Genomic DNA, 18,061 nt, shown 5'->3' with positions numbered 1-18,061 from the left:
CCCCGCCGAGGGCGGCTGGACTTGCACCAGCGGCGGCCTGGGGCCGTCGGCCTTGCGGGTCAATCGAAGCACATTTCGAGGCTGATTTTGTACTGCGCTTTGATTTGTTCGTAAGCGCGTTTTGTGACCGTGTAGCTGCCGTCCTTCTCGTCGTAGGTGATGCCGCGCCCGTGGAGCTTGGGAAGCCCGTCATGCAGGGGCCGGAGGAAGTAGTGCTTCCCGTAGTAGGCCAGCTCGGCGGAGAAGTCGCAGCCGGTCGGGGCGTGCTGGGTCTCGTAGTAGTAGGCGTACACGCCGGGCTTGTCGGCCACGGCGGCGGGGGCCTTGGCGGCCTCCATGGCCTCGTAGTCGGGGGCGTAGCCGTTAAGCTCGCCGGTTTCGGGGATGAAGCTGGAAGCGCACATATCCGGGATGAAGATTTGTGTGTTCGGGCCGGTCTGCTGGGCATAGCCGCCGGGGACCTTGGAAAAGGTGCCGGGAATTTTTCTCTCAATCGCTGCCATTGTGATGACCTCCGTTTTGTGGTTTTGGGTTTTGTGCCCATGAGCGCCCGCCCCGGTCGGGGGCGGCTGGACTTGCACCAGCGGCGGCGGATGCCGTCGGCCTTGCGGGCGTTTTGTGTTACTCCTGGGGGAAAAGCAGCTGGCCGTTGGCGGCGGCGGGCAGGTCCTCGGCGGCCTCCTCGGCGGCCTCCCTGGCGGCGATTCGCTCCACGTCCTCCATGACGCGCTGGACGAAGGGCGAGTTGTCGCCGCGGCGCTCCAGCTCCGCCCGGACGGCGGCGGGGTCGATGTCGGAAAAGTCGTCATCTTCCGCGCTGGCCGGTTCTGTGGTGGCCGGTTCTGTGTCGTCGGGCTTTTTGTCATAGGGGCCGGACTTGGGAACGCCCATCAGATACTCGGCGCGGTAGAGATAGCCCAGGGTCCGGGGGGCCTGCCAGGCACCTTCACGGGGGGACCAGCGGAAACCGTTTGCTTTCAGCTTGCGCCGGGTCTCCTCGTCGGGCTTGTCGTCGAAAAGGATTTGTACCCGGTTCACGTCCTCATTGGTCACGATTTGCCCGCCGTCAAACTCGACTTCAAAGTGTTCCATCTCGTCCACGCGGCGGAGGGCTTCCATGCGCTTTTTCACGCTGTTGATGGTGGCGTTGCGGTTGGAGAGGACGTAGGACGGGACCGGGAGGTGTCTCCCGCTGCTGTAGGGGTTGGCGTCCTGTTTGGCAAGCTCGGCGTCGATTTTGGCGGCGCGGTCGTCGTCCATGTCGGGGAATCCCTTCATGGTGCCGTGCTTCCTGTAGTGGGCGTTCATAGCCTTGTCGCGCTCCTGCTGGGCCTGGAGGGCGGCGAGCTTGGCCTGCAGCTTCTCCAGGGCGGCGGGGTCGTCGCTGCTGATGGTGTTGTTGCTGGCGGCGGAGGCGGCCCGGCTGGCGTAGTAATCCGCCTTTTTACTGGCCTGAACGGATTTGTTCATCTGCTGGTCGATTTTGGCAAGGTCGCGGCGGTGGTGGGCTTCGCTGTGGTGGCCTACCAAAATAGGCTGGCCCGGCGGGATATGGTCCATGATGGCGTGGGCGGCGCGGCTGGCGGCGGCGCTCTCGGCCTGCGCCTTGGCGGCGCGCTGCTCCAGGCGGTCAACGCGGGCCTCGCGGCGCTCCTCGTAGTCATTCCTTCCGATAGACATTTTGTGTACCTCCGTTTTGTGATTTTGTGGGCGGCGGTTTTGTGCCCATGAGCGCCCGCCCCGGCGGGGGGCGGCTGGACTTGCACCAGCGGCGGCGGATGCCGTCGGCCTTGCGGGCTGGGGGATTAGAACAGGGTCACGTTGTCGCCGTCGTTGGCGGACTTGACCAGGGCCGCGTATTTCTGCATCCGGTCATCCTGGGCGGCCTGGGCTTCAACGCGCTTCACCTTGTCGGCGTTCTTCATGGCGTCGGCCTGGGCGGCCTTGCGGCTGTGGGCGGTGGAGACGGCCAGACCATACACGGGATGAATGGCAAACCAGAGGGACCCGGCGCTGTAATAGTTATAAATGCCGTCGGTGTAACCGGTCATCTTGCAGGCTTCCGGCTGCTGGGTCTTTTCGTTGCGGCGGACGGTGGCGAACTCGCACTTTTTCCAGGGCTGCGGGGTGCGCTTGCCGGGGTGGATGGTCCAGGTCTCATAAACGCGGGCGGGCTTTTTGTGGGCCTCCTCCCGCCCCGGCTGGGGGTCCGGGGCCGGGAGCAAATCGAACTTGTACACGGGGACCAGGGCCGTGCAGGGGGCCGGGGCGGCGGGCTTCTCCGGCTCCACCTGGGGAGCGGGGGCGGCGGGCTTGTCCGCCGGGGCCGCCGCGCTGGGCTTCACCCAGTAGGCGGATTTTTTGCGGCTCCAGATGCCGCCCGCGGCCTTGATGGCGTCGGCGTGGGCTTCCGTGTCGCCGGTCAGCCAGACCACCGGCGCGCCGGTCTTTTCTCCCTTGACCGTCAGGACCACGCCGGGCAGGTTCTGCAGCTGGGCCTTGATGGTCTCAAGGTCGGCGGCGGGGGCGTTCTTCTCAACCTGGGAAAAGCTGTAGATGTAGGACAGCTTCTGGTAAAAGTGCGGGCTGTTTTCGGGGATGTCCTCCCCGGCCTCCTCGGCGGCCTCGACGGCGGCCCGGCTGGGCTTGTTGGTGTGCTTCCACAGGTAGCAGGAGAACAGCGGCTCGGCGTCGGGCTTCACGTGGTAGCCGCGGCGGGACCATTCCGGGATGGTGTGGAAGGGGAGGTCCCCGTGGTACGCGGTCAGGAGCTGCTGCAGCTGGTCGTCGGTCATTCCGCGGGCCTGGAGCGCGTTGGCAATAATCTTGGAGTTGTTCATGGATTCCCTTTCTGCCCTTCACCCTGGGCGGCGGGTCATTTTGATTTTTGGGGCTGTGCCCATGAGCGCCCGCCCCGGCGGGGCGGCTGGACTTGCACCAGCGGCGGCGGATGCCGTCGGCCTTGCGGGCTTTAGCGGACGGGGATGGCGGCTTTATAACCGGGCTTTTCCCAGATGTCGTATTGCTGGCCGCTTTCGTCCTGCACTCTGCGGGTGATGCTGTAGCCGTGGGACCTGCACCACTCCGGGCCGAAGTAGGTGCGGTCAACGGTGATGCCGTTATAATTTCTATCGCGGAGCTTGTCGCCAATCAAACGCATGGTTTCCATTGTTTTCTCCTCCTGGCCTCCTGGCCTGCTGTGATGTTTGGCACGGTTGCCGTGCCGTTTCTTTGTGCATTTTGCACGGTTGCCGTGCCGCCTGCCCTTGACATATCGCGCCGGGTGCGGTATCATAAGCGCGGCGACCGGGGCGGCGGCGAACTCGCCGCCCGCGGTCCTGGAACTGCGCCGGGGGTGTGCCTTGCTACGGGGTCCCCCGGCGCTTTACTGCTGGCGGGTCAGCTCCTCCAGCCGCTTTTTGAACTCCTCCAGCGTCTTGCACTCGTTAGCGAGAAGCAAGAGCCGAAGCCGTTCAGCGGCGCGGGCCTCCTGTACCAGCAGCTCGCTCGTGCTGGGCGTGCTCACGTTCACCTCCCCCTTCTGGACGCCTTGCGGCGGTTCGCTGGGCCGTCGGGCCGTGGCCGTCTGGCTTGGCTCGAATGATAGCGGGCGATTTTGGCGGCGTCAACCCCCCGAAAACCCTTCCCACGGTCCCCCTTTAGGGGGGACCTGGGAACTTTTTTTGCACAAATTTCCGGGCCGTTTTTCGTGCAGTTTGACGGTTTGGGGGGACTATAGGGGGGCAAGATATAGCAAAGCAAAACAAACGCAGAACGGGAAAGCCCCGGCAGGGTGTGAGCCTTGCCGGGGCTTTTTTCGTGCCCGGAATTTCCAGCCCAGAAACCGGGCCGGATGGGGGACTATAGGGGGCGTAATATAACCCAGGAAGAATAACCAGACCGTGCGCGTAAAACCCTTCGCCGCGGCGGCGGGGCCGGAAAATTTCCAGCTGGGGCCGCGCCGATGGAGACCGGCGGCGGATGCCGTCGGCGGGACCGGCAGCGGACCGGCGGACCGGGAGACCGGCGGACCGGGGGACCGGCAGCAGACCGGCGGCGGATGCTGTCAGCGGGACCGGGGGCGGAGTGTGGCCACACCGGCAGACCGGCGGCAGCTGGGGCGGATGCCGCCGGGGGCGAGCTGTCCGGCGGCGGGGATTTTCTCCGGGGAAAATTCCGTGAAAAAAATCCGTGAAAAAATCCGTGGGAAGCTCAAGCGGCGGCGGCAGGCGGGCCGCAGGGCATGACCGGCAGAACATCCGCCGCAACCGTGGCGGGGGCGGCTGGCGGAGGGGATGCACGGCGGCCAACTGGAGACGGGACCGGAACGGGACCGGGGCGGCGGCGGGCCGCAACTTTTCGCGGCGGCCTTGCAAAAGCGCCGCGGCGAGGGGTTTTATGCGCGCGGGAGGAGGATTATAACAAGCTATATACGGCCCCCCTATAGTCCCCCCAAAGGCCATGCAAGCGGGGCGGCGAACACTTGCAAAACACCGCCCAGCAGGCAGCGCCGCCCAGCAGGCCGCCCAGCCCAGCCCAGAATGGCCAGCCCAGGCAGGCACCGACCAGGGCGGGCACCAGCCCAGCAGACCAGCCAGCAGGCCGCCCAGCCCAGGCCAGCAGAGCCAGCCAGCCAAGAACCAAACGCACACGCACGCGCGAGATTCAAAACGCGCGCGCGAGCGGGCGAACTATACCGCGCGCGGGCGCGCGGGTCCTCCCGCGGGGCTGCTTTTGTCTGCGGGTTCGGGAGCGCAAAATTTTTTTAGGTGTGACCCTGTTTTTTCGCTTCCCCCAGAGGGGCCGGGAAAATGAAAGGGGGGTCAAAAAATCGGGGCCGGGGACCTGCGGCAGAAAAAATTTCAAAAAAATTTTTCTCCATTAGCAACTTCTGCAGGTTTTCCGTGGTATTTTGGTAGCGTGAATAGTTGGCCCGCGGCGGAAACGTCGCGGGTCTTTGCTTTGTCTGGAGGTGGGCGTGTGCCGAAGCGAAGCGAGAAGCGCGACACCGCCAGGGCCGAATATATTGCCCGTCGGAGCCGCAACGAGGATGTGAACCTGCGGGAATTGGCCGAGCAGATGGGCGTCAACTACAAGACCCTGCGGGACTGGAAAGCGAAGGACCGCTGGGACGATGCCATCCCGCCGAGGAAGCGGGGCGGCCAGCCGGGCAACCGGAACAGCAAGGGAAAGCGGAACGCCGCCGGGAGCCATAAGGGCGCGCCGGTGAGAAATAAGAACGCCGAGAAGGACGGGGCCTACAGCACCGTCTTTTTCGATGCGCTGACGGATGAAGAAAAGCAGTTCGTGGAGCGCACTCCGCTGAAAGGCCGGGAGGCGCTGGAGCACGAGATGAAGATACTCAAATTCCGGGAGAACAAAATCCTTTGCAAAATCGCGGACTATGAGCGCGCCCCGGAGGACGCTCTTTATACCAATAGTGTTCTGGATATGCGCGTCCCCGCCGGGAGAGGACCGGACAAGAAGGACGGGGCCAAGCAGCAGATGGGTATGTACAGCAAGGACAGCGCCTTTGCCCGCGTGCTGAAATTGCAGGAGGCGCTTTACAAGGTCCAGGGCCGTATCGCCAAAATCGCGGACAGCCTGCGGGCGGCGGAGGAGAACGAGACCCGCGTGGAGCTGGAGAGGCAGCGGCTTGAAATCATGCGGATGCGGGCGACCGGAACCGTGGATTCCCCGGACGCCGAGGAAGAAGAAACGGTCATCCCGGACGAGGAGCGCGAGGACATCCGGGAGACTGGAGGCGAACAGGTGTGAAGCTCTACACGGCAAACGTGGTGGCGGACTGGCTGGCCCTGACGCCGCGCCGGGTCCGGCAGCTGCGGGACGAGGGAGTTATCAGCGAGAAAGCGCCCGGCCTCTACGATATGAAATCCACGGTGGCGCGGTACATCATGTACCTGCGGAAAGGCTGCAAGGCAGACTTCAACGACGAGCGGGCGCTGCTGACCCGCGCCAAGCGCCAGGCGGCGGACATGGAGAACGAGCTGCGCCGGGGGAACCTCCACCGGACGGAGGACATCGAGAAGGGCCTGGCTACCATGTGCCTGAACATCCGGGGCCGCCTGTCGGTCCTGCCCGCGAAGCTGTCCGGGGAGCTGGCCCAGATGGGCGGCGACCGGGCGGGCATATTCGATAAGCTGAAAGGAGCCATAGACGAGGCGCTGGAGGACCTATCCAACTTCAACGTGGCGTATGCGGCAAAGGGCGGTAACGATGAAGAAGAAGGAGAAGAACCCCTGTGAGGGGTGCGTGTGGGGCCGGACCATCACGGAGGAAAAAATCTTCTGCCCGTTCCCGCGGTGCGTGAAAGGGACTATACCGCTGGTGGACAACAGGAAGGAGCGGGAGAAGCCGGATGGAGGAACAGGAGAAAAGGGCGTGGGTCGTTGAAATCGCACCGCATACGGCGGAGATGTTCGCGCGGTGCGCGGCGCTCCTGCGACCGCCGCCGGGGATGACCCTCTCCCAGTGGGCCGACACCTACCGTATGCTGTCGCCGGAGAACAGCGCAGCGCCGGGGCGCTGGCACACCGAGAACGCGCCATACCAGCGGGAAATCATGGACGCCATCGGAGACCCGCACATCCGCAAGGTTGTGATTATGAGCGCGGCACAAATCGGCAAGACGGCCATGCTGATGAATATGCTGGGATTCTATATGCACTACTACCCCGCCCCGGTCCTGGTGATGCAGCCGACCCTTGAAATGGGCCAGACGTTCAGCAAGGACTTCCTCGCGCCCATGATACGGGACACGCCGGTTCTGGCGCGCCTGGTGGACACCAAGAGCCGGTACAGCGGGAACACCATCCTGAAAAAGAATTTCCCCGGCGGCCATGTGACCATCATCGGGGCGAACAGCCCGGCAAGCCTGGCGAGCCGCCCCATCAAGGTGCTGCTGTGCGACGAGGTGGACCGCTACCCGGAGAGCGCCGGGACAGAGGGGGACCCCCTCCTGCTGGCCCAAAAGCGGCAGACGACCTTCTGGGACAAGAAAACCGTCATCGTCTCCACGCCGACCATTAAAGGCCATAGCCGCATCGAGACGGAGTTTGCGGAGACCACGCGGGAGGAGTGGACGGTGCCCTGCCCTGGGTGCGGGCATTACCAGCCCCTGACGTGGGGCCGCGTGAAGTTCGACAAGGACGACCTGGCAAAGCCAATCCTCTACGAGTGCGAGCGGTGCGGGGAGACCTTCGGAGAATACGAGTGGAAGAAGCAAGGGCAGCTGGGCCGCTTCCGGGCGGAGAACCCCGGCGCGGAGGCGCGGGGCTTCCATTTGAACACCCTGGCCTCCAACTTCTGCGGCTGGCATGAGGTGGTGGAGAAGTTCCTGCTGGCGCGGGAGCTGCAAAAACAGGGAGACCCGGAGAAAATGAAAACCTGGGTCAACACGGAGCTGGGGGAAACCTGGGAGGAGCCGGGCGACCGCGTGGACGACGCGGACCTGATAAACCGCCGGGAAATCTACGGTGCGGAGGTGCCGGACGACGTGCTGGTGCTGACCGCTGGCGTGGACGTGCAGGCGGACCGCTTCGAGGTGGAGGTGGTCGGCTGGGGCGTCGGCAAGGAGAGCTGGGGAATCCGGTATCAAAAGATACTGGGCGACACGCTGGAAAATCAGGTGTGGGCAGACCTGGACGCTTTCCTCCAGACGCGCTTCCACAAGAGGGACGGGACGGCCCTGCCGATTGCCGCCTGCTGCATCGACAGCGGCTACCGGTCCAATCAGGTGTACAGCTTCACGGTGGACAAGTTCGACCGCTATGTGTTCGCCATCAAGGGCAAGGGCGGCCAGGGCGTGCCCTACATCCGCAATCCGTCCAAGGACAACCGCGTTTCCACTCCCCTGTTCACCATCGGCGTTGACGCGGGAAAGGACTTCGTTTACCAGCGCCTGCGGGTGGTGGTAAAGGGCGCGAACTACTGCCACTTCCCGCTGGATGACGGGACCGGGTACGACGAGACGTACTTCAAGGGCCTTGCCAGCGAGATGAAGATTACCAGGTTCCAGAAAGGCAAGATGACGGTGGCCTGGGTGCTGCGGGACAAGGGGTACAAGCGGAACGAGCCGCTGGACCTGCGCAACTATGCCACCGCGGCCCTGGAGATATACAATCCCCCGCTGCAGAAACCGGAGCCGGGGTCGGAACAGAGGGCGCGCCGCGTAGGCAGGCGGGTCTTGAATCGAGGTGTTTGATATGGCCGTATTCAGCAAGAAGCTGTGCGAGACGAAGCTGAAAACCTGGCTGGACGCGGAGGAAGCCGTCGCCACCGGGCAGAGCTATCAAATCGGGACCCGGATGCTGACTAGGGCAGACCTGAAACAGATTCGGGAGCAGATGGAATACTGGGCCGGGAAACTGGCCGAGGCGGAAGCGGAGGAAGCGAGCGGGGGCAGAAACCGCGCGTATCGCTTCGTCATCCGTGACGTGTAGGGAGGGCGCGCATGGCAAAGCAAAATTTCCTGGACAAGTGTATTGCGGCGGTCTCCCCCGTGCGAGCGGTCCGGCGGGCCGCGGCGCGGACGGCCCTGGAGTTCGTCAACTCCGGGTACGGCAACTACGGCGCGAACACCACGAAAAAGAGTATGCGCGGCTGGATGTACTACGGCGGGAGCACCAAGGAGGACATCGAGGACAACATCGACGTGCTCCGCCAGCGGTCCAGGGACGCCTACATGGGAATCCCTATCGCCGCCGCCGCCCTGAAAACCCTGCGGACAAACGTGGTAGCCGGGGGCCTGATGCCGTCCCCGCAAATCGACGCGGACTTCCTGGGGCTGACCAACGAGCAGGCGGAGGCCCTGCAGGCCCAGGTCCTGCGGGAGTTCTCCCTGTGGGCGGACACGCCGGTTTGCGACGCGGACCGGATGGACAACTTCTACAAGCTCCAGCAGCTGGCCTTCCTCTCCTACCTGATGAACGGTGACGCTATCGCGCTGCTGCCGGTGAAGGAACAGCCGGGAAGCCCGTACAGCCTGCGGGTGCGCATCATCGAGGCGGACCGGGTGTGTTCCCCCAACGGCTATGACCGGCTGACGCCGTGCGTCGTGGCCGGGCGCGACGTGTACAGCATCGTGCAGGGCGTGGAGACGGACGAGAGCGGAACGGTGGTGGCCTACTGGATTTCCAACCGTCACCCGCTGGCAAGCCTGTCAACGCAGGCGGGGGCGCTGGAGTGGACGCGGGTGGAAGCCTACGGGGCCACGGGACGGCCCAACGTTCTCCACGTGATGAACCGCGAGCGGGCAGGCCAGCTCCGGGGCGTCCCCATCCTGGCCCCGGTGCTGGAGGCGCTGAAGCAGCTGGGCCGGTACACGGACGCGGAAATCACGGCGGCGGTCATCTCCGCCATGTTCACCGTGTTCATAAAATCGGCCACGGTGCAGAACGGCAAGCCCATCGGGGAAATGCTGCCGCCGGACGTGCTTATCGACGCGCAGGACCAGAGCAGCATCGAGCTGGGGGCCGGGGCCGTGGTGGCCCTCAATCCCGGAGAAGATGTAGAGTTCGCCGACCCAAAACACCCCAACAGTGGGTACGACACCTTCTTCAACGCTATGGTGGTTGAAATCGCGGCGGGGCTGGAAATCCCGCCGGAGGTGGTCCTAAAGCAGTTCACCAAGAATTTCAGCTCCGCACGCGGCTCCCTCAACGAGTTTTGGAGGACCTGCGGGATGATGCGGGATTGGTTCGCGGACGACTTCTGCCAGCCCATCTATGAAGCCTTTTTTGCAGAGGCCGTGGCGCGCGAGCGCATCAAAGCGCCGGGGTTCTTCGCGGACCCGGCCATCCGAAAGGCATACACGGATTGCAAGTGGAACGGCCCCTCCCGCACGGCGCTGAATCCGTCCCAGGAGGTGGAGGCGGCCATCAAGCGAGTGGACGCCGGATTTTCCACGGCGGAGGAGGAAACGGCCCAGCTCACCGGCGGGGACTATAACCGGAACATCCGCAAGCGGGTCATCGAGGCGCAGAGGAAGCGGGAGGTGGACGAGGCCGCCGCCCCGCCCGCCCAGCAGCAGACGGACCCGGAACAGCCGCCGGACAGCGGCGGGAATGAACAGCGAGAAGGGGGACAGAACAATGCCTAAAAAGTTTTGGGAGTTCCGAAACCAGGCGGGAACAGGAAAGGCGGAGCTGCTGCTGTACGGCGACATCTCCGACACCAGCTGGTGGGGGGACGAGGTAACGCCAAAGCAGTTTGCCCAGGAGCTGAACGACCTGGGGAACGTGGCTGAAATCGACGTGCGCATCAACAGCGGCGGCGGGGACGTGTTCGCCGCCCAGACCATCGGGAACCTGCTGGAGCAGAACGCGGCCTTTGTGACCGCCTACATCGACGGGCTGTGTGCGTCGGCGGCCACCGTCGTTGCCTGCCACTGCAACAAGGTCGTGGCGGCCAATGACAGCGCCTACATGGTCCACCCGGTCAGGATGGGCCTGTGCGGGTATGTGGACGCGGAGACGCTGCAGCAGTACATCGACGCCATCACCACCATCCGGGAGAACATCGTCACGCTCTACGCCAAGAAAACGGGCCGGGAGAAGGACGAGGTGGCCGGATGGATGGACGCCACCAGCTGGTGGACCGCGCCACAGGCAAAAGAAAACGGCTTTGTGGACGAGCTGACGGATGAAGGAGAGGACGTTGTTGCGGAGAACCGCAGCGGCGTCCTCTTTGTCAACAGCATCAGCATGAATCTCCCGTTCGACAAAGCGCCCAAGTTTGTGCAAGACAGTCTGGCGGCGGGGGCCGCCGGGCGTTCTGCAAATAAAAAACCGGCCAAGCCGGAAAACACCAAGGAGGAACAGGACATGGACACCATCAACACTGTGGACGACCTGCGGAACGCCTATCCTACGCTGGTCGGTCAAATCGAGCAGGCGGCGGCTGACGCCGCCACCAAGGCGGAGCGGGAGCGCATCCAGGGCATCGAGGACGCGGCCCTGCCCGGAAGCGAGCAGCTGACGGCGGAGGCCAAGTTCACCAAGCCCATGACCGTCAGCGACTTCGCCGTGGCGCTGGTGAAGAACGCCAAGGCCCAGGGGGCCACCTATCTGGCGGAGGTCAAGAAGGACGCCGAGGCCAGCGGCGTGAACAAAGTCACCAACACCCCGCCCGACGGCCAGGGCGGCGGAGACGAGTTCCTTGCCGCGCTCCAGGGTCTGGGCAAGAACAAGGACAAGAATCAGTGAGGAGGAAAAGGACATGAGCATGGATTTGGAAGTCAAGACCTTCCGGCATGACCCGGAATACTTCGAGGCGGGTCCCCACCCTATCGCCAAGACCGTGAAAACGACTTCGGCGGACGTTAAGGCCCACGCGCCCGTGCAGCTGGACGAGGGCGGGAAAATCAAGCCCGTGACGACCGGCGAGGAGGAGAGCGTGTACGGCATCGTGCCGGAGGCCGCTGCCAGCGGCGAGGAGGCCGTGGTGTACCTGACCGGCGAGTTCTTTGCCGACACCCTGGCGCTGGAGGAGAGCGTGACCGCGGCCAAGCTGGAGGCCCCGCTGCGGAAAATCGGCATCTTCCTGAAAGGGGTCAAGGCGGACCCTTGACGGGGGCTGACCGCGTAAGCATCCCCGCCCAAGGTCAGTCCCTCGAATTGGGCGAAAAGAAAGTGAGCGACCTTATCAGCCCCGAAACCAAAATCCAGTGGGACGGCACGGATGGCGTTGTCATCGGCACCCTCAAAAAGCTGGACGAGTGGACCGAGTGGGGCGCGCCGGACGGCGGGCATTTCTTCCCCGTGGAGCTGGACAGCCAGTACGAGGGAATGGAAATCACCGTGGAGGGCGTGAGCACACCGGAGAAAACGGCGGCGGAACGGCTGTGGATTCTGCAGGCGGACGAGGCGCACACCCAGCGCAAGAAATTCACATTCAAGGCGGAGGGGGAAGAAATCTTCACCCTTGACCTCTCGCAAGCCGAGCTTTCGGCCTGACGAGCAAATTCAACAGGAGGTAATTCAACTATGCCCAACGAAGTGAACATCTACACTCCGCGCTATCTGGCGGAGGTGGTGCGGCAGGCTCCCCCTGTCCGCACTTATTTTTTGGACACCTTCTTCACCAACATCGTGACCTTCCCCACCGAGCGGGTGGACATCGACCTGGTGAAAGGCGACCGGCGCATGGCCGCGTTCGTGCATCCCCGCGCGGGCGGCCAGGTCCTGCGGGACACCGGCTATGAGACCAAGAGCTACAAGCCGCCCCTTATCAACCCCTACGACCTGACCACCGCGGACAGGCTGATGGCCCGCCTGCCCGGCGAGGACCTGTACAGCGGAATGACCCCCGCCCAGCGGGCGGCGGAGAAGCTGATGGGCGAGTACAACCGCCTGAACGACGCGGCCACGCGCCGCGAGGAGTGGATGGCGGCCCAGGCCATCATCAACGGGGAAATCCCTGTTGTGGGCGAGGGCGTGAATGAGACCATCGACTTCGGCTTCACCAACACCGTGAAGCTCCAGGAAAACGCCGCGTGGGGCCAGAGCGAAGCAAAGCCGCTGGACGACCTGGGCGACTGGGTGGACAAGGTGCAGGTGAACGGCTTCGCCAATGTGGACCGGGCCATCTTCGGCAAGAAAGCTATCAAGCTGTTCCTGGCTGACCCGGAGGTGCAGAAGCGCATGGACAACCGGCGCTTCAACATCGGGGAAATCGCTCCCCGCGACCTGCCCAACGGCGTGCGCTACTACGGCCACCTGAACGACCCCAGCCTGGACCTGTACGGCTACAGCGAGGTGTTCCTGGACGACTGGACCAAGCCCGAACAGCCGGAGACCAAGCCCCTTGTGCCGGACAACGCCCTGGTGATGGCCCCTGCTGACCCCGGCTTCATGCGGGCCTACGGCGCGGCGACCTACCTCGACGACCGCGGCGCGTGGGTAACTGCGCAGACCGCCCGGCTGCTCCGCAGCTACGTGAAGCACGGCCCCGACCGCCGCTTCCTGGAGCTGCAGGCGCGTCCCCTGCCCATCCCCGACAAGGTGGACAGCTGGCTGGTGGCGTTCGTCTGCGACAACGACGGCTGACATGGGCGCGCTGTTCGACCTGGACCAGAACTACGGAGACGAGAAGCCGGAGAAGCGGAGAATCTTCAAGGACTTCGCCGCGGCTGACATCGACACGACCTTCTTCAACTGCGACGAGCACGCCGACCTGCACACGGTTGACGGGAAGGAAGTGCTGGTCATCCTGAACAGCTACGACGTGCGGGACCACTCCGCCCACTGGGAGGCCGGTGCAAAGCAGAACTTTGACACCGGCCTCTACAACCTGAACATGGTCATGTACATTCGGGTGAAGGACTACGGGCCGAAGCCGAAGCAAGGGAAGCTGCTGACACTGGATAAGCTCACCTACTCCATCCGTAAGTGCGACGACGAGGGCGGTATCTACCGCATGACGCTGGAAAGGGTGCGGCAAAGCTGATGGCAGAAGTCAGAACGCCGGTCACGGTGGACCTGAAAGGCCGGATGGTCACAATCGAAATCGAAGGGCTGGATACCGTGGAGCGGGCGCTGGGCGACCTGCGGGGCAGAACCCCGCAGGCGCTCAAAGTGGCCGTGAACCAGACGGCGAGAGAGGCCCGCAAGATGATGATTGCCGCAGCCAAGGCGCGGTACGTGGTGAACGCCGCCGGGCAAAGGCACCTGAACGACCTGAAACAGAAGAAAAAGGCCACCAACACCAATCCGGCGGCAACGCTGTTCATCTCCAAAATGCGGAACGACCTGGCCTACTTTGAGAACGTGCCGACCACCGTTTACAGCGGGATGAACGTCCGGCACGCGCCACAGTTCGTCAAGGCCCGCGTGCTTGCGGAATCCAGCTTGAAGGACCTGACGGGCAAGGGGAATTTGAGCAAGGGCTTCCTGGCCCAGTTCAAGTCCGGGCACGTCGGAATGGTCCAGCGCGTCATCGGCTCCAAGTCCAGCCACACGGTCACGGAGAGCGGCAGGCCGCGGTGGAGGAACGCCCAGGGGAACGTGGAAAAGCTCCAGACCATGGGCGCGCCCAGCGCGACGGCCATGCACAAGACGGTGTGGCCGGAGGTGCAGGAGGACGTGCGCTACTACCTGATGGCCCGCATCCAGGACCGCGTGGACTGGATTCTGGCGAGATACAGCTGACGAGGTGAACCATGAAAAACTATTCCAGCGAGGTTGAACAGGCGGGAATCGGGAGAACGCCGCAGCTGTGCCAGGACGCGCTTATCGAGATGCTGGAGGAGCTGTTCGACGGAAAGAAGTACGCCGGGCAGGAGGGGCGGAAGCCCCTGCGCATCATTCGACAGGACATCGACATCCCGGAGGAGTTCGACGAGGAAGTGGACACCGACGCCTGCGCCGCGCCCTACATCCGCGTCACCATGACCGGGGGCGAGATACCGGACGACGACAGCCCGCAGCTGGTGGAGTTCTCCCTGACCATCTGCGCCTATGACACCGGGACCAAGCGAGAGGGGTTCCGGGACGTGGCGAACATCAAGGAGGACATCATCCAGCGGATTTGCACGCGCCCCTACTTCGGAGGCGCGTTTACGATTCTGAAACCTATCGCCTGGGCCATCCAGCAGGACACCTCCCCGCCCTACTATTTCGCGGCGTGCGTGCTCACCTGCACGGCCCCGGCCCTCACGCAAGACACTGAAATGAAAGGAATGGTGTAACTATGGCGACCAAGAAAAAGGCGCAGACCACCGCCGCGGCCCCGGAGGAGCAGACGGCGGAGACCAAGACCACCCCGGCGGCCACCGCCACGGAGACCCCGGCGGCCCCCGCCCCGGAGACCACCGCGGCCACCACCCCGGCGGCCCCTGCCCCGGAGACCACCACCCAGGCCACGCCGGAGCAGGAGCGGGACGAGTTCGCGGACATCACGAATCCCTGCGTGTACTGCGGCCCCAGCGTGCGGGGCGTGGCGAGGCAGTACACCACGTACCAGGGCGGCATCCCGAAGGAGCTGAAAGCGTTCATCCGGGAGCACCCCCTTGTGCGTCGGCTTATCGTCCACCCTGGGAAGTTCGCCGTTGTCCGCCAGCGGCTGGAGACCCCCGGCACGGCGGAGGCCATCATCTACAAGAAGCTGAAAGCGGAGCTGTGAGAACAGCCCCGCTTCATCTCAAAGAACAATAGGAGGAAAAAGGCATGGCAGATACCTATAAGCATGGCGTATATGTCCAGGAGCAGGCGACGCGGCTTATCGCGCCTGTTCTCGGAACGGCGGGCCTGCAGGTCATCGTGGGCACGGCCCCGGTGAATATGCTGGCCGACCCGGCGGGGGCGGTGAACACTCCCCTGCTGGTTCAGAGCTACAAGGAGGCCGTGGCGGCTGTGGGGTACAGCGACGACTTTGCCGCGTACACCCTCTGTGAGAGCATCAGCGCCAACTTCCAGGTGGTGGGCACCGGGCCGCTGGTGCTTATCAACGTGCTGGACCCCAGCAACACGAAGTTCCAGGAGGAAGTGGCCGAGAAGGACATCGAGCTGGCCGACGACGTGGCTCTGGTGGAGGAGACCGGCCTGCTGCCGAAGGAGCTGAAAGTGAAAACCGGCGGGACGGAGGCAACCGACCTGACGGCGGACACCGACTACACCACGACGTTCAACAACGACGGCACGCTGACTATCCTGCTCACCAGCGCGGGGAAGGAAAAGCTGGAGGCCGACAGCGACGCCGCGGGGAAAATCAAGGTCAGCGGCAAGAAGCTGGACCCGTCCAAGGTCACGGCCCAGGACATCATCGGCACCGTGGACGTGGGCACGGGCAAGGAGACCGGCCTGGAGGTCGTCCGGCAAATCTATCCCAAGCTGGGCATGACCCCCGGCATCCTGCTGGCCCCCAGGTTCAGCGCGAAGCCGGAGGTGTCCGCGGCCCTGCAGGCCAAGACCCACGAAATCAACGGCGTTTTCTCCGCTGTGACCATCATCGACGTGGACAGCTCGGCGGAGGGCGCGACCAAGTACACCGACGTTAAGGAGCAGAAGGAGGGCCAGGCCCTGACGAACCCCAACGCTTTCCCCGTCTGGCTCTATGGCAAGGTGGGCGAGACCATGTACAGCGGCTCCACCCTGGCGGCGGCCCTGACGGCCTACACCGACGCGGTGAACGGGGACGTGCCAAACGTCAGCCCCAGCAACAAGACGCTCGCCATCAGCGCCGTGTGCCTGGCGGACGGCACGGAGGTCCTACTGGACCAGACCCAGGCCAACACCGTCAACAGCTTCGGAGTGGCGACGTTCCTCAACATGAACGGCTTCCGCCTGTGGGGCAACAACACCGCCTGCTATCCGGGCAACACGGACCCCAAGGACCGCTGGTTCTCCGTGCGCCGGTTCTTCTGCTGGTCTGCCAATACGTTCATTCTGACGTATTTCCAGAAGGTGGACGACCCCATGAACCCCCGGCTTATCGAGGCCATTGTGGACAGCGAGAACGTGCGCGGCCACAGCTTCGTGGCGCGGGACATCTGCGCCCGGTATGAAATCGAGTTCAACGAGGACGAGAACCCGACCACGGACCTGCTCAACGGCAAAATCACCTTCCATCAGTACCTGACGCCCTACGTCCCGGCGGAGGACATCGAGAACATCCTGGAGTTCGACCCGGATGCTCTGAGCGCGCTTTTCGCGTAAAGGAGGGACCAGAACATGATTAGCAATAACTACATCCCGGAGAAAATCAACGAATACAACGTGTATCTGGACGGCACCAAGATGATTGGTATTGCGGCGGCGGCCACGCTGCCGGAGGTCAATATGCAGACCAGCACCGTGTCCGGCGTCGGCGTCAACGGCGAAATCGACAGCCCCACCCTGGGCCAGTTCGAGAGCATGGAGCAGGAAATCCAGTTCAACACGCTGTACAGCTCCTGCGCGGATATGCTTTCCCCTTTGAGCGCCGTCAATCTGACGTTCCGCGCCGCGCAGCAGGTCTATGACAAAGGGACCGGCGGCGGGTACATCTTCAAGTCCCTGCGCATCGTGGAGATGGGCCGGGTCAAGAAGTTCAACCCCGGCAAGCTGGAAAAGGCCAACAGCATGGAGGCCGCTATCACCCTGGAGCTGACCTACATTCTGGTCGAGGTGGACGGCGCGCCCATCCTGGAAATCGACAAGCTGAACCAGGTGTACAAGGTCAACGGCGTGGATATGCTGGCCGACGTGCGCAACATGACCTGACAGAAGAATACAAAACCAGACCAGCCCGCCCCGGCCAGAAATCCGGGGCGGGCCTATTCTGCTATGAATGGAAGGAGATAAAAAATGCCGGAGGAAATCAAAATCGCGGAGACCGCGCCGGAGGAAGCGGCGGATATGGACGCGCGGGAATACGTCATCGAGCTGAAAAAGCCGCACATCTTCGACCGGAAGGAGTACGCGGAAATCGACCTGGGCGGCCTGGAGCGGCTGACCATCCAGGACGCCATAGACGCCCAGCAGGACCTTTTCGGCCAGCAGGACGTGGCAAGCTCCCTCCTGTGTGAAACCACGTCGTCCTTCGCTATGGAAATCGCGGCCAAGGCGAGCGGGCTGCCCATCGAGTTCTTCAAAACGCTGTCCATCGGCGCGGGCCGGAAGGTCAAGCGGGCCGTGCAGGCGTACATCCGCCGGTCCGGGAACAGCGAGGGGACCGTGCTGCGGCTGGACAAGCCCTATCACTTCCAGGGCGAGGTCTACCAGGAGTTCGACCTGTCCCCTATCGCTGACATGAGCATGATGCAGGAGAGCGCGGCGGAGAACGTGATGGCGCGGGAGGGCTTCGTCATCACGGAAAATTCCTTCAACTACCTGTATGCCTGCGTAATCGCCAGCATGGCGGTCAATAAGCCAAAGGAGCTGTTCACCGGCCTGCCCCTGTGTGAGCTGCTGAATCTGAAAGAGGCGGTCAACAACTCGGATTTTTTCGAGTAAAGGGCGGAATCAAAGCTCTGCGAAAAGCTGCTATCCGCCTGTCCGCCGCGACGATGACAAGCGTGGAGTTCTACATGAAGATGTCCGTGCGGGATTTCGTCGAGCTGAAC

The 18,061-nt window shown here is 63.6% G+C and carries 23 protein-coding genes; 18 read left to right on the top strand and 5 right to left on the bottom strand.

What is annotated here, in order from left to right; translation table 11 throughout:
* Window positions 1-59: 59 nt before the first annotated feature.
* The 5 genes from Q0Z69_RS00550 to Q0Z69_RS00530 all read right to left on the bottom strand — a co-directional run bounded on the left by Q0Z69_RS00550 (window position 60) and on the right by Q0Z69_RS00530 (window position 3,526).
* The gene (locus tag Q0Z69_RS00550; RefSeq protein WP_298028740.1) at window positions 60-503 is read right to left on the bottom strand and encodes a hypothetical protein; all 444 of its coding nucleotides are present in this window, start codon (window positions 501-503) and stop codon (window positions 60-62) included.
* Between the two features lie 118 nt (window positions 504-621).
* On the bottom strand, window positions 622-1,680 hold the full coding sequence (locus Q0Z69_RS00545; protein ID WP_298028737.1) for a DUF3560 domain-containing protein: 1,059 nt from the start codon (window positions 1,678-1,680) through the stop codon (window positions 622-624).
* Between the two features lie 125 nt (window positions 1,681-1,805).
* Complete coding sequence (locus tag Q0Z69_RS00540; protein WP_298028735.1) at window positions 1,806-2,840, bottom strand: hypothetical protein; 1,035 nt, start codon at window positions 2,838-2,840, stop codon at window positions 1,806-1,808.
* Window positions 2,841-2,971: 131 nt separating this feature from the next.
* Window positions 2,972-3,169 carry a hypothetical protein gene (locus tag Q0Z69_RS00535; RefSeq protein WP_298023664.1) on the bottom strand — a complete coding sequence of 66 codons (198 nt, stop codon included), beginning with the start codon at window positions 3,167-3,169 and terminating at the stop codon, window positions 2,972-2,974.
* A 216-nt stretch (window positions 3,170-3,385) separates the two neighbouring features.
* On the bottom strand, window positions 3,386-3,526 hold the full coding sequence (locus Q0Z69_RS00530; protein WP_298028733.1) for a hypothetical protein: 141 nt from the start codon (window positions 3,524-3,526) through the stop codon (window positions 3,386-3,388).
* 376 nt (window positions 3,527-3,902) lie between these two features.
* Here Q0Z69_RS00530 and Q0Z69_RS00525 point away from each other — a divergent pair, with 376 nt between their 5' ends.
* The 18 genes from Q0Z69_RS00525 (at window position 3,903) to Q0Z69_RS00440 (ending at window position 17,951) form a co-directional block, all read left to right on the top strand.
* Window positions 3,903-4,247 (top strand): hypothetical protein, encoded by a 345-nt coding sequence (locus Q0Z69_RS00525; protein ID WP_298028731.1) that lies wholly within the window; start codon window positions 3,903-3,905, stop codon window positions 4,245-4,247.
* A 733-nt stretch (window positions 4,248-4,980) separates the two neighbouring features.
* Window positions 4,981-5,778, top strand: a complete 798-nt coding sequence (terS, locus tag Q0Z69_RS00520; protein ID WP_298028729.1) for a phage terminase small subunit — start codon at window positions 4,981-4,983, stop codon at window positions 5,776-5,778.
* Window positions 5,775-6,266 carry a hypothetical protein gene (locus tag Q0Z69_RS00515; protein ID WP_298023676.1) on the top strand — a complete coding sequence of 164 codons (492 nt, stop codon included), beginning with the start codon at window positions 5,775-5,777 and terminating at the stop codon, window positions 6,264-6,266. Before terS ends, Q0Z69_RS00515 begins: the two co-directional genes overlap by 4 nt.
* Complete coding sequence (locus Q0Z69_RS00510) at window positions 6,238-6,414, top strand: hypothetical protein (protein ID WP_298028727.1); 177 nt, start codon at window positions 6,238-6,240, stop codon at window positions 6,412-6,414. The genes Q0Z69_RS00515 and Q0Z69_RS00510 overlap by 29 nt, the downstream gene beginning before the upstream one ends.
* Window positions 6,380-8,224 (top strand): phage terminase large subunit family protein, encoded by a 1,845-nt coding sequence (locus Q0Z69_RS00505; RefSeq protein ID WP_298028725.1) that lies wholly within the window; start codon window positions 6,380-6,382, stop codon window positions 8,222-8,224. The genes Q0Z69_RS00510 and Q0Z69_RS00505 overlap by 35 nt, the downstream gene beginning before the upstream one ends.
* Window position 8,225: 1 nt before the next feature.
* Window positions 8,226-8,462 (top strand): DUF6148 family protein, encoded by a 237-nt coding sequence (locus Q0Z69_RS00500; RefSeq protein WP_298028723.1) that lies wholly within the window; start codon window positions 8,226-8,228, stop codon window positions 8,460-8,462.
* Between the two features lie 11 nt (window positions 8,463-8,473).
* Window positions 8,474-10,120, top strand: coding sequence for a phage portal protein (locus Q0Z69_RS00495; RefSeq protein WP_298028721.1), 1,647 nt, complete (start codon window positions 8,474-8,476; stop codon window positions 10,118-10,120).
* The gene (locus Q0Z69_RS00490) at window positions 10,113-11,225 is read left to right on the top strand and encodes a head maturation protease, ClpP-related (RefSeq protein ID WP_298028718.1); all 1,113 of its coding nucleotides are present in this window, start codon (window positions 10,113-10,115) and stop codon (window positions 11,223-11,225) included. The genes Q0Z69_RS00495 and Q0Z69_RS00490 overlap by 8 nt, the downstream gene beginning before the upstream one ends.
* 13 nt (window positions 11,226-11,238) lie before the next feature.
* On the top strand, window positions 11,239-11,589 hold the full coding sequence (locus Q0Z69_RS00485) for a hypothetical protein (protein WP_298028714.1): 351 nt from the start codon (window positions 11,239-11,241) through the stop codon (window positions 11,587-11,589).
* Window positions 11,590-11,651: 62 nt separating this feature from the next.
* Complete coding sequence (locus tag Q0Z69_RS00480; RefSeq protein WP_298028711.1) at window positions 11,652-11,975, top strand: hypothetical protein; 324 nt, start codon at window positions 11,652-11,654, stop codon at window positions 11,973-11,975.
* Between the two features lie 30 nt (window positions 11,976-12,005).
* Window positions 12,006-13,067, top strand: a complete 1,062-nt coding sequence (locus Q0Z69_RS00475) for a major capsid protein (protein WP_298028708.1) — start codon at window positions 12,006-12,008, stop codon at window positions 13,065-13,067.
* Window position 13,068: 1 nt separating this feature from the next.
* Complete coding sequence (locus Q0Z69_RS00470) at window positions 13,069-13,467, top strand: hypothetical protein (protein ID WP_298023705.1); 399 nt, start codon at window positions 13,069-13,071, stop codon at window positions 13,465-13,467.
* A complete protein-coding gene (locus Q0Z69_RS00465) occupies window positions 13,467-14,168 on the top strand; it encodes a hypothetical protein (protein ID WP_298028706.1) in 702 nt (233 codons plus the stop codon). Before Q0Z69_RS00470 ends, Q0Z69_RS00465 begins: the two co-directional genes overlap by 1 nt.
* A gap of 11 nt (window positions 14,169-14,179) precedes the next feature.
* A complete protein-coding gene (locus tag Q0Z69_RS00460) occupies window positions 14,180-14,707 on the top strand; it encodes a hypothetical protein (RefSeq protein WP_298028704.1) in 528 nt (175 codons plus the stop codon).
* A 2-nt stretch (window positions 14,708-14,709) separates the two neighbouring features.
* A complete protein-coding gene (locus tag Q0Z69_RS00455) occupies window positions 14,710-15,141 on the top strand; it encodes a hypothetical protein (RefSeq protein WP_298028702.1) in 432 nt (143 codons plus the stop codon).
* 44 nt (window positions 15,142-15,185) lie between these two features.
* Complete coding sequence (locus tag Q0Z69_RS00450; protein WP_298028700.1) at window positions 15,186-16,673, top strand: phage tail sheath family protein; 1,488 nt, start codon at window positions 15,186-15,188, stop codon at window positions 16,671-16,673.
* Window positions 16,674-16,688: 15 nt separating this feature from the next.
* Window positions 16,689-17,219: a phage major tail tube protein gene (locus tag Q0Z69_RS00445; RefSeq protein WP_298023718.1), complete on the top strand. Its 531-nt coding sequence runs from the start codon at window positions 16,689-16,691 to the stop codon at window positions 17,217-17,219.
* A gap of 84 nt (window positions 17,220-17,303) precedes the next feature.
* Complete coding sequence (locus Q0Z69_RS00440) at window positions 17,304-17,951, top strand: phage tail assembly protein (RefSeq protein WP_298028698.1); 648 nt, start codon at window positions 17,304-17,306, stop codon at window positions 17,949-17,951.
* Window positions 17,952-18,061 lie beyond the last annotated feature (110 nt).

It is taken from the genome of uncultured Dysosmobacter sp. (assembly GCF_947631165.1).
Lineage (GTDB): Bacteria > Bacillota > Clostridia > Oscillospirales > Oscillospiraceae > Oscillibacter.
Note: the sequence above shows the minus strand (reverse complement) of the source record. Positions and strands in the feature narration are given on the sequence as shown.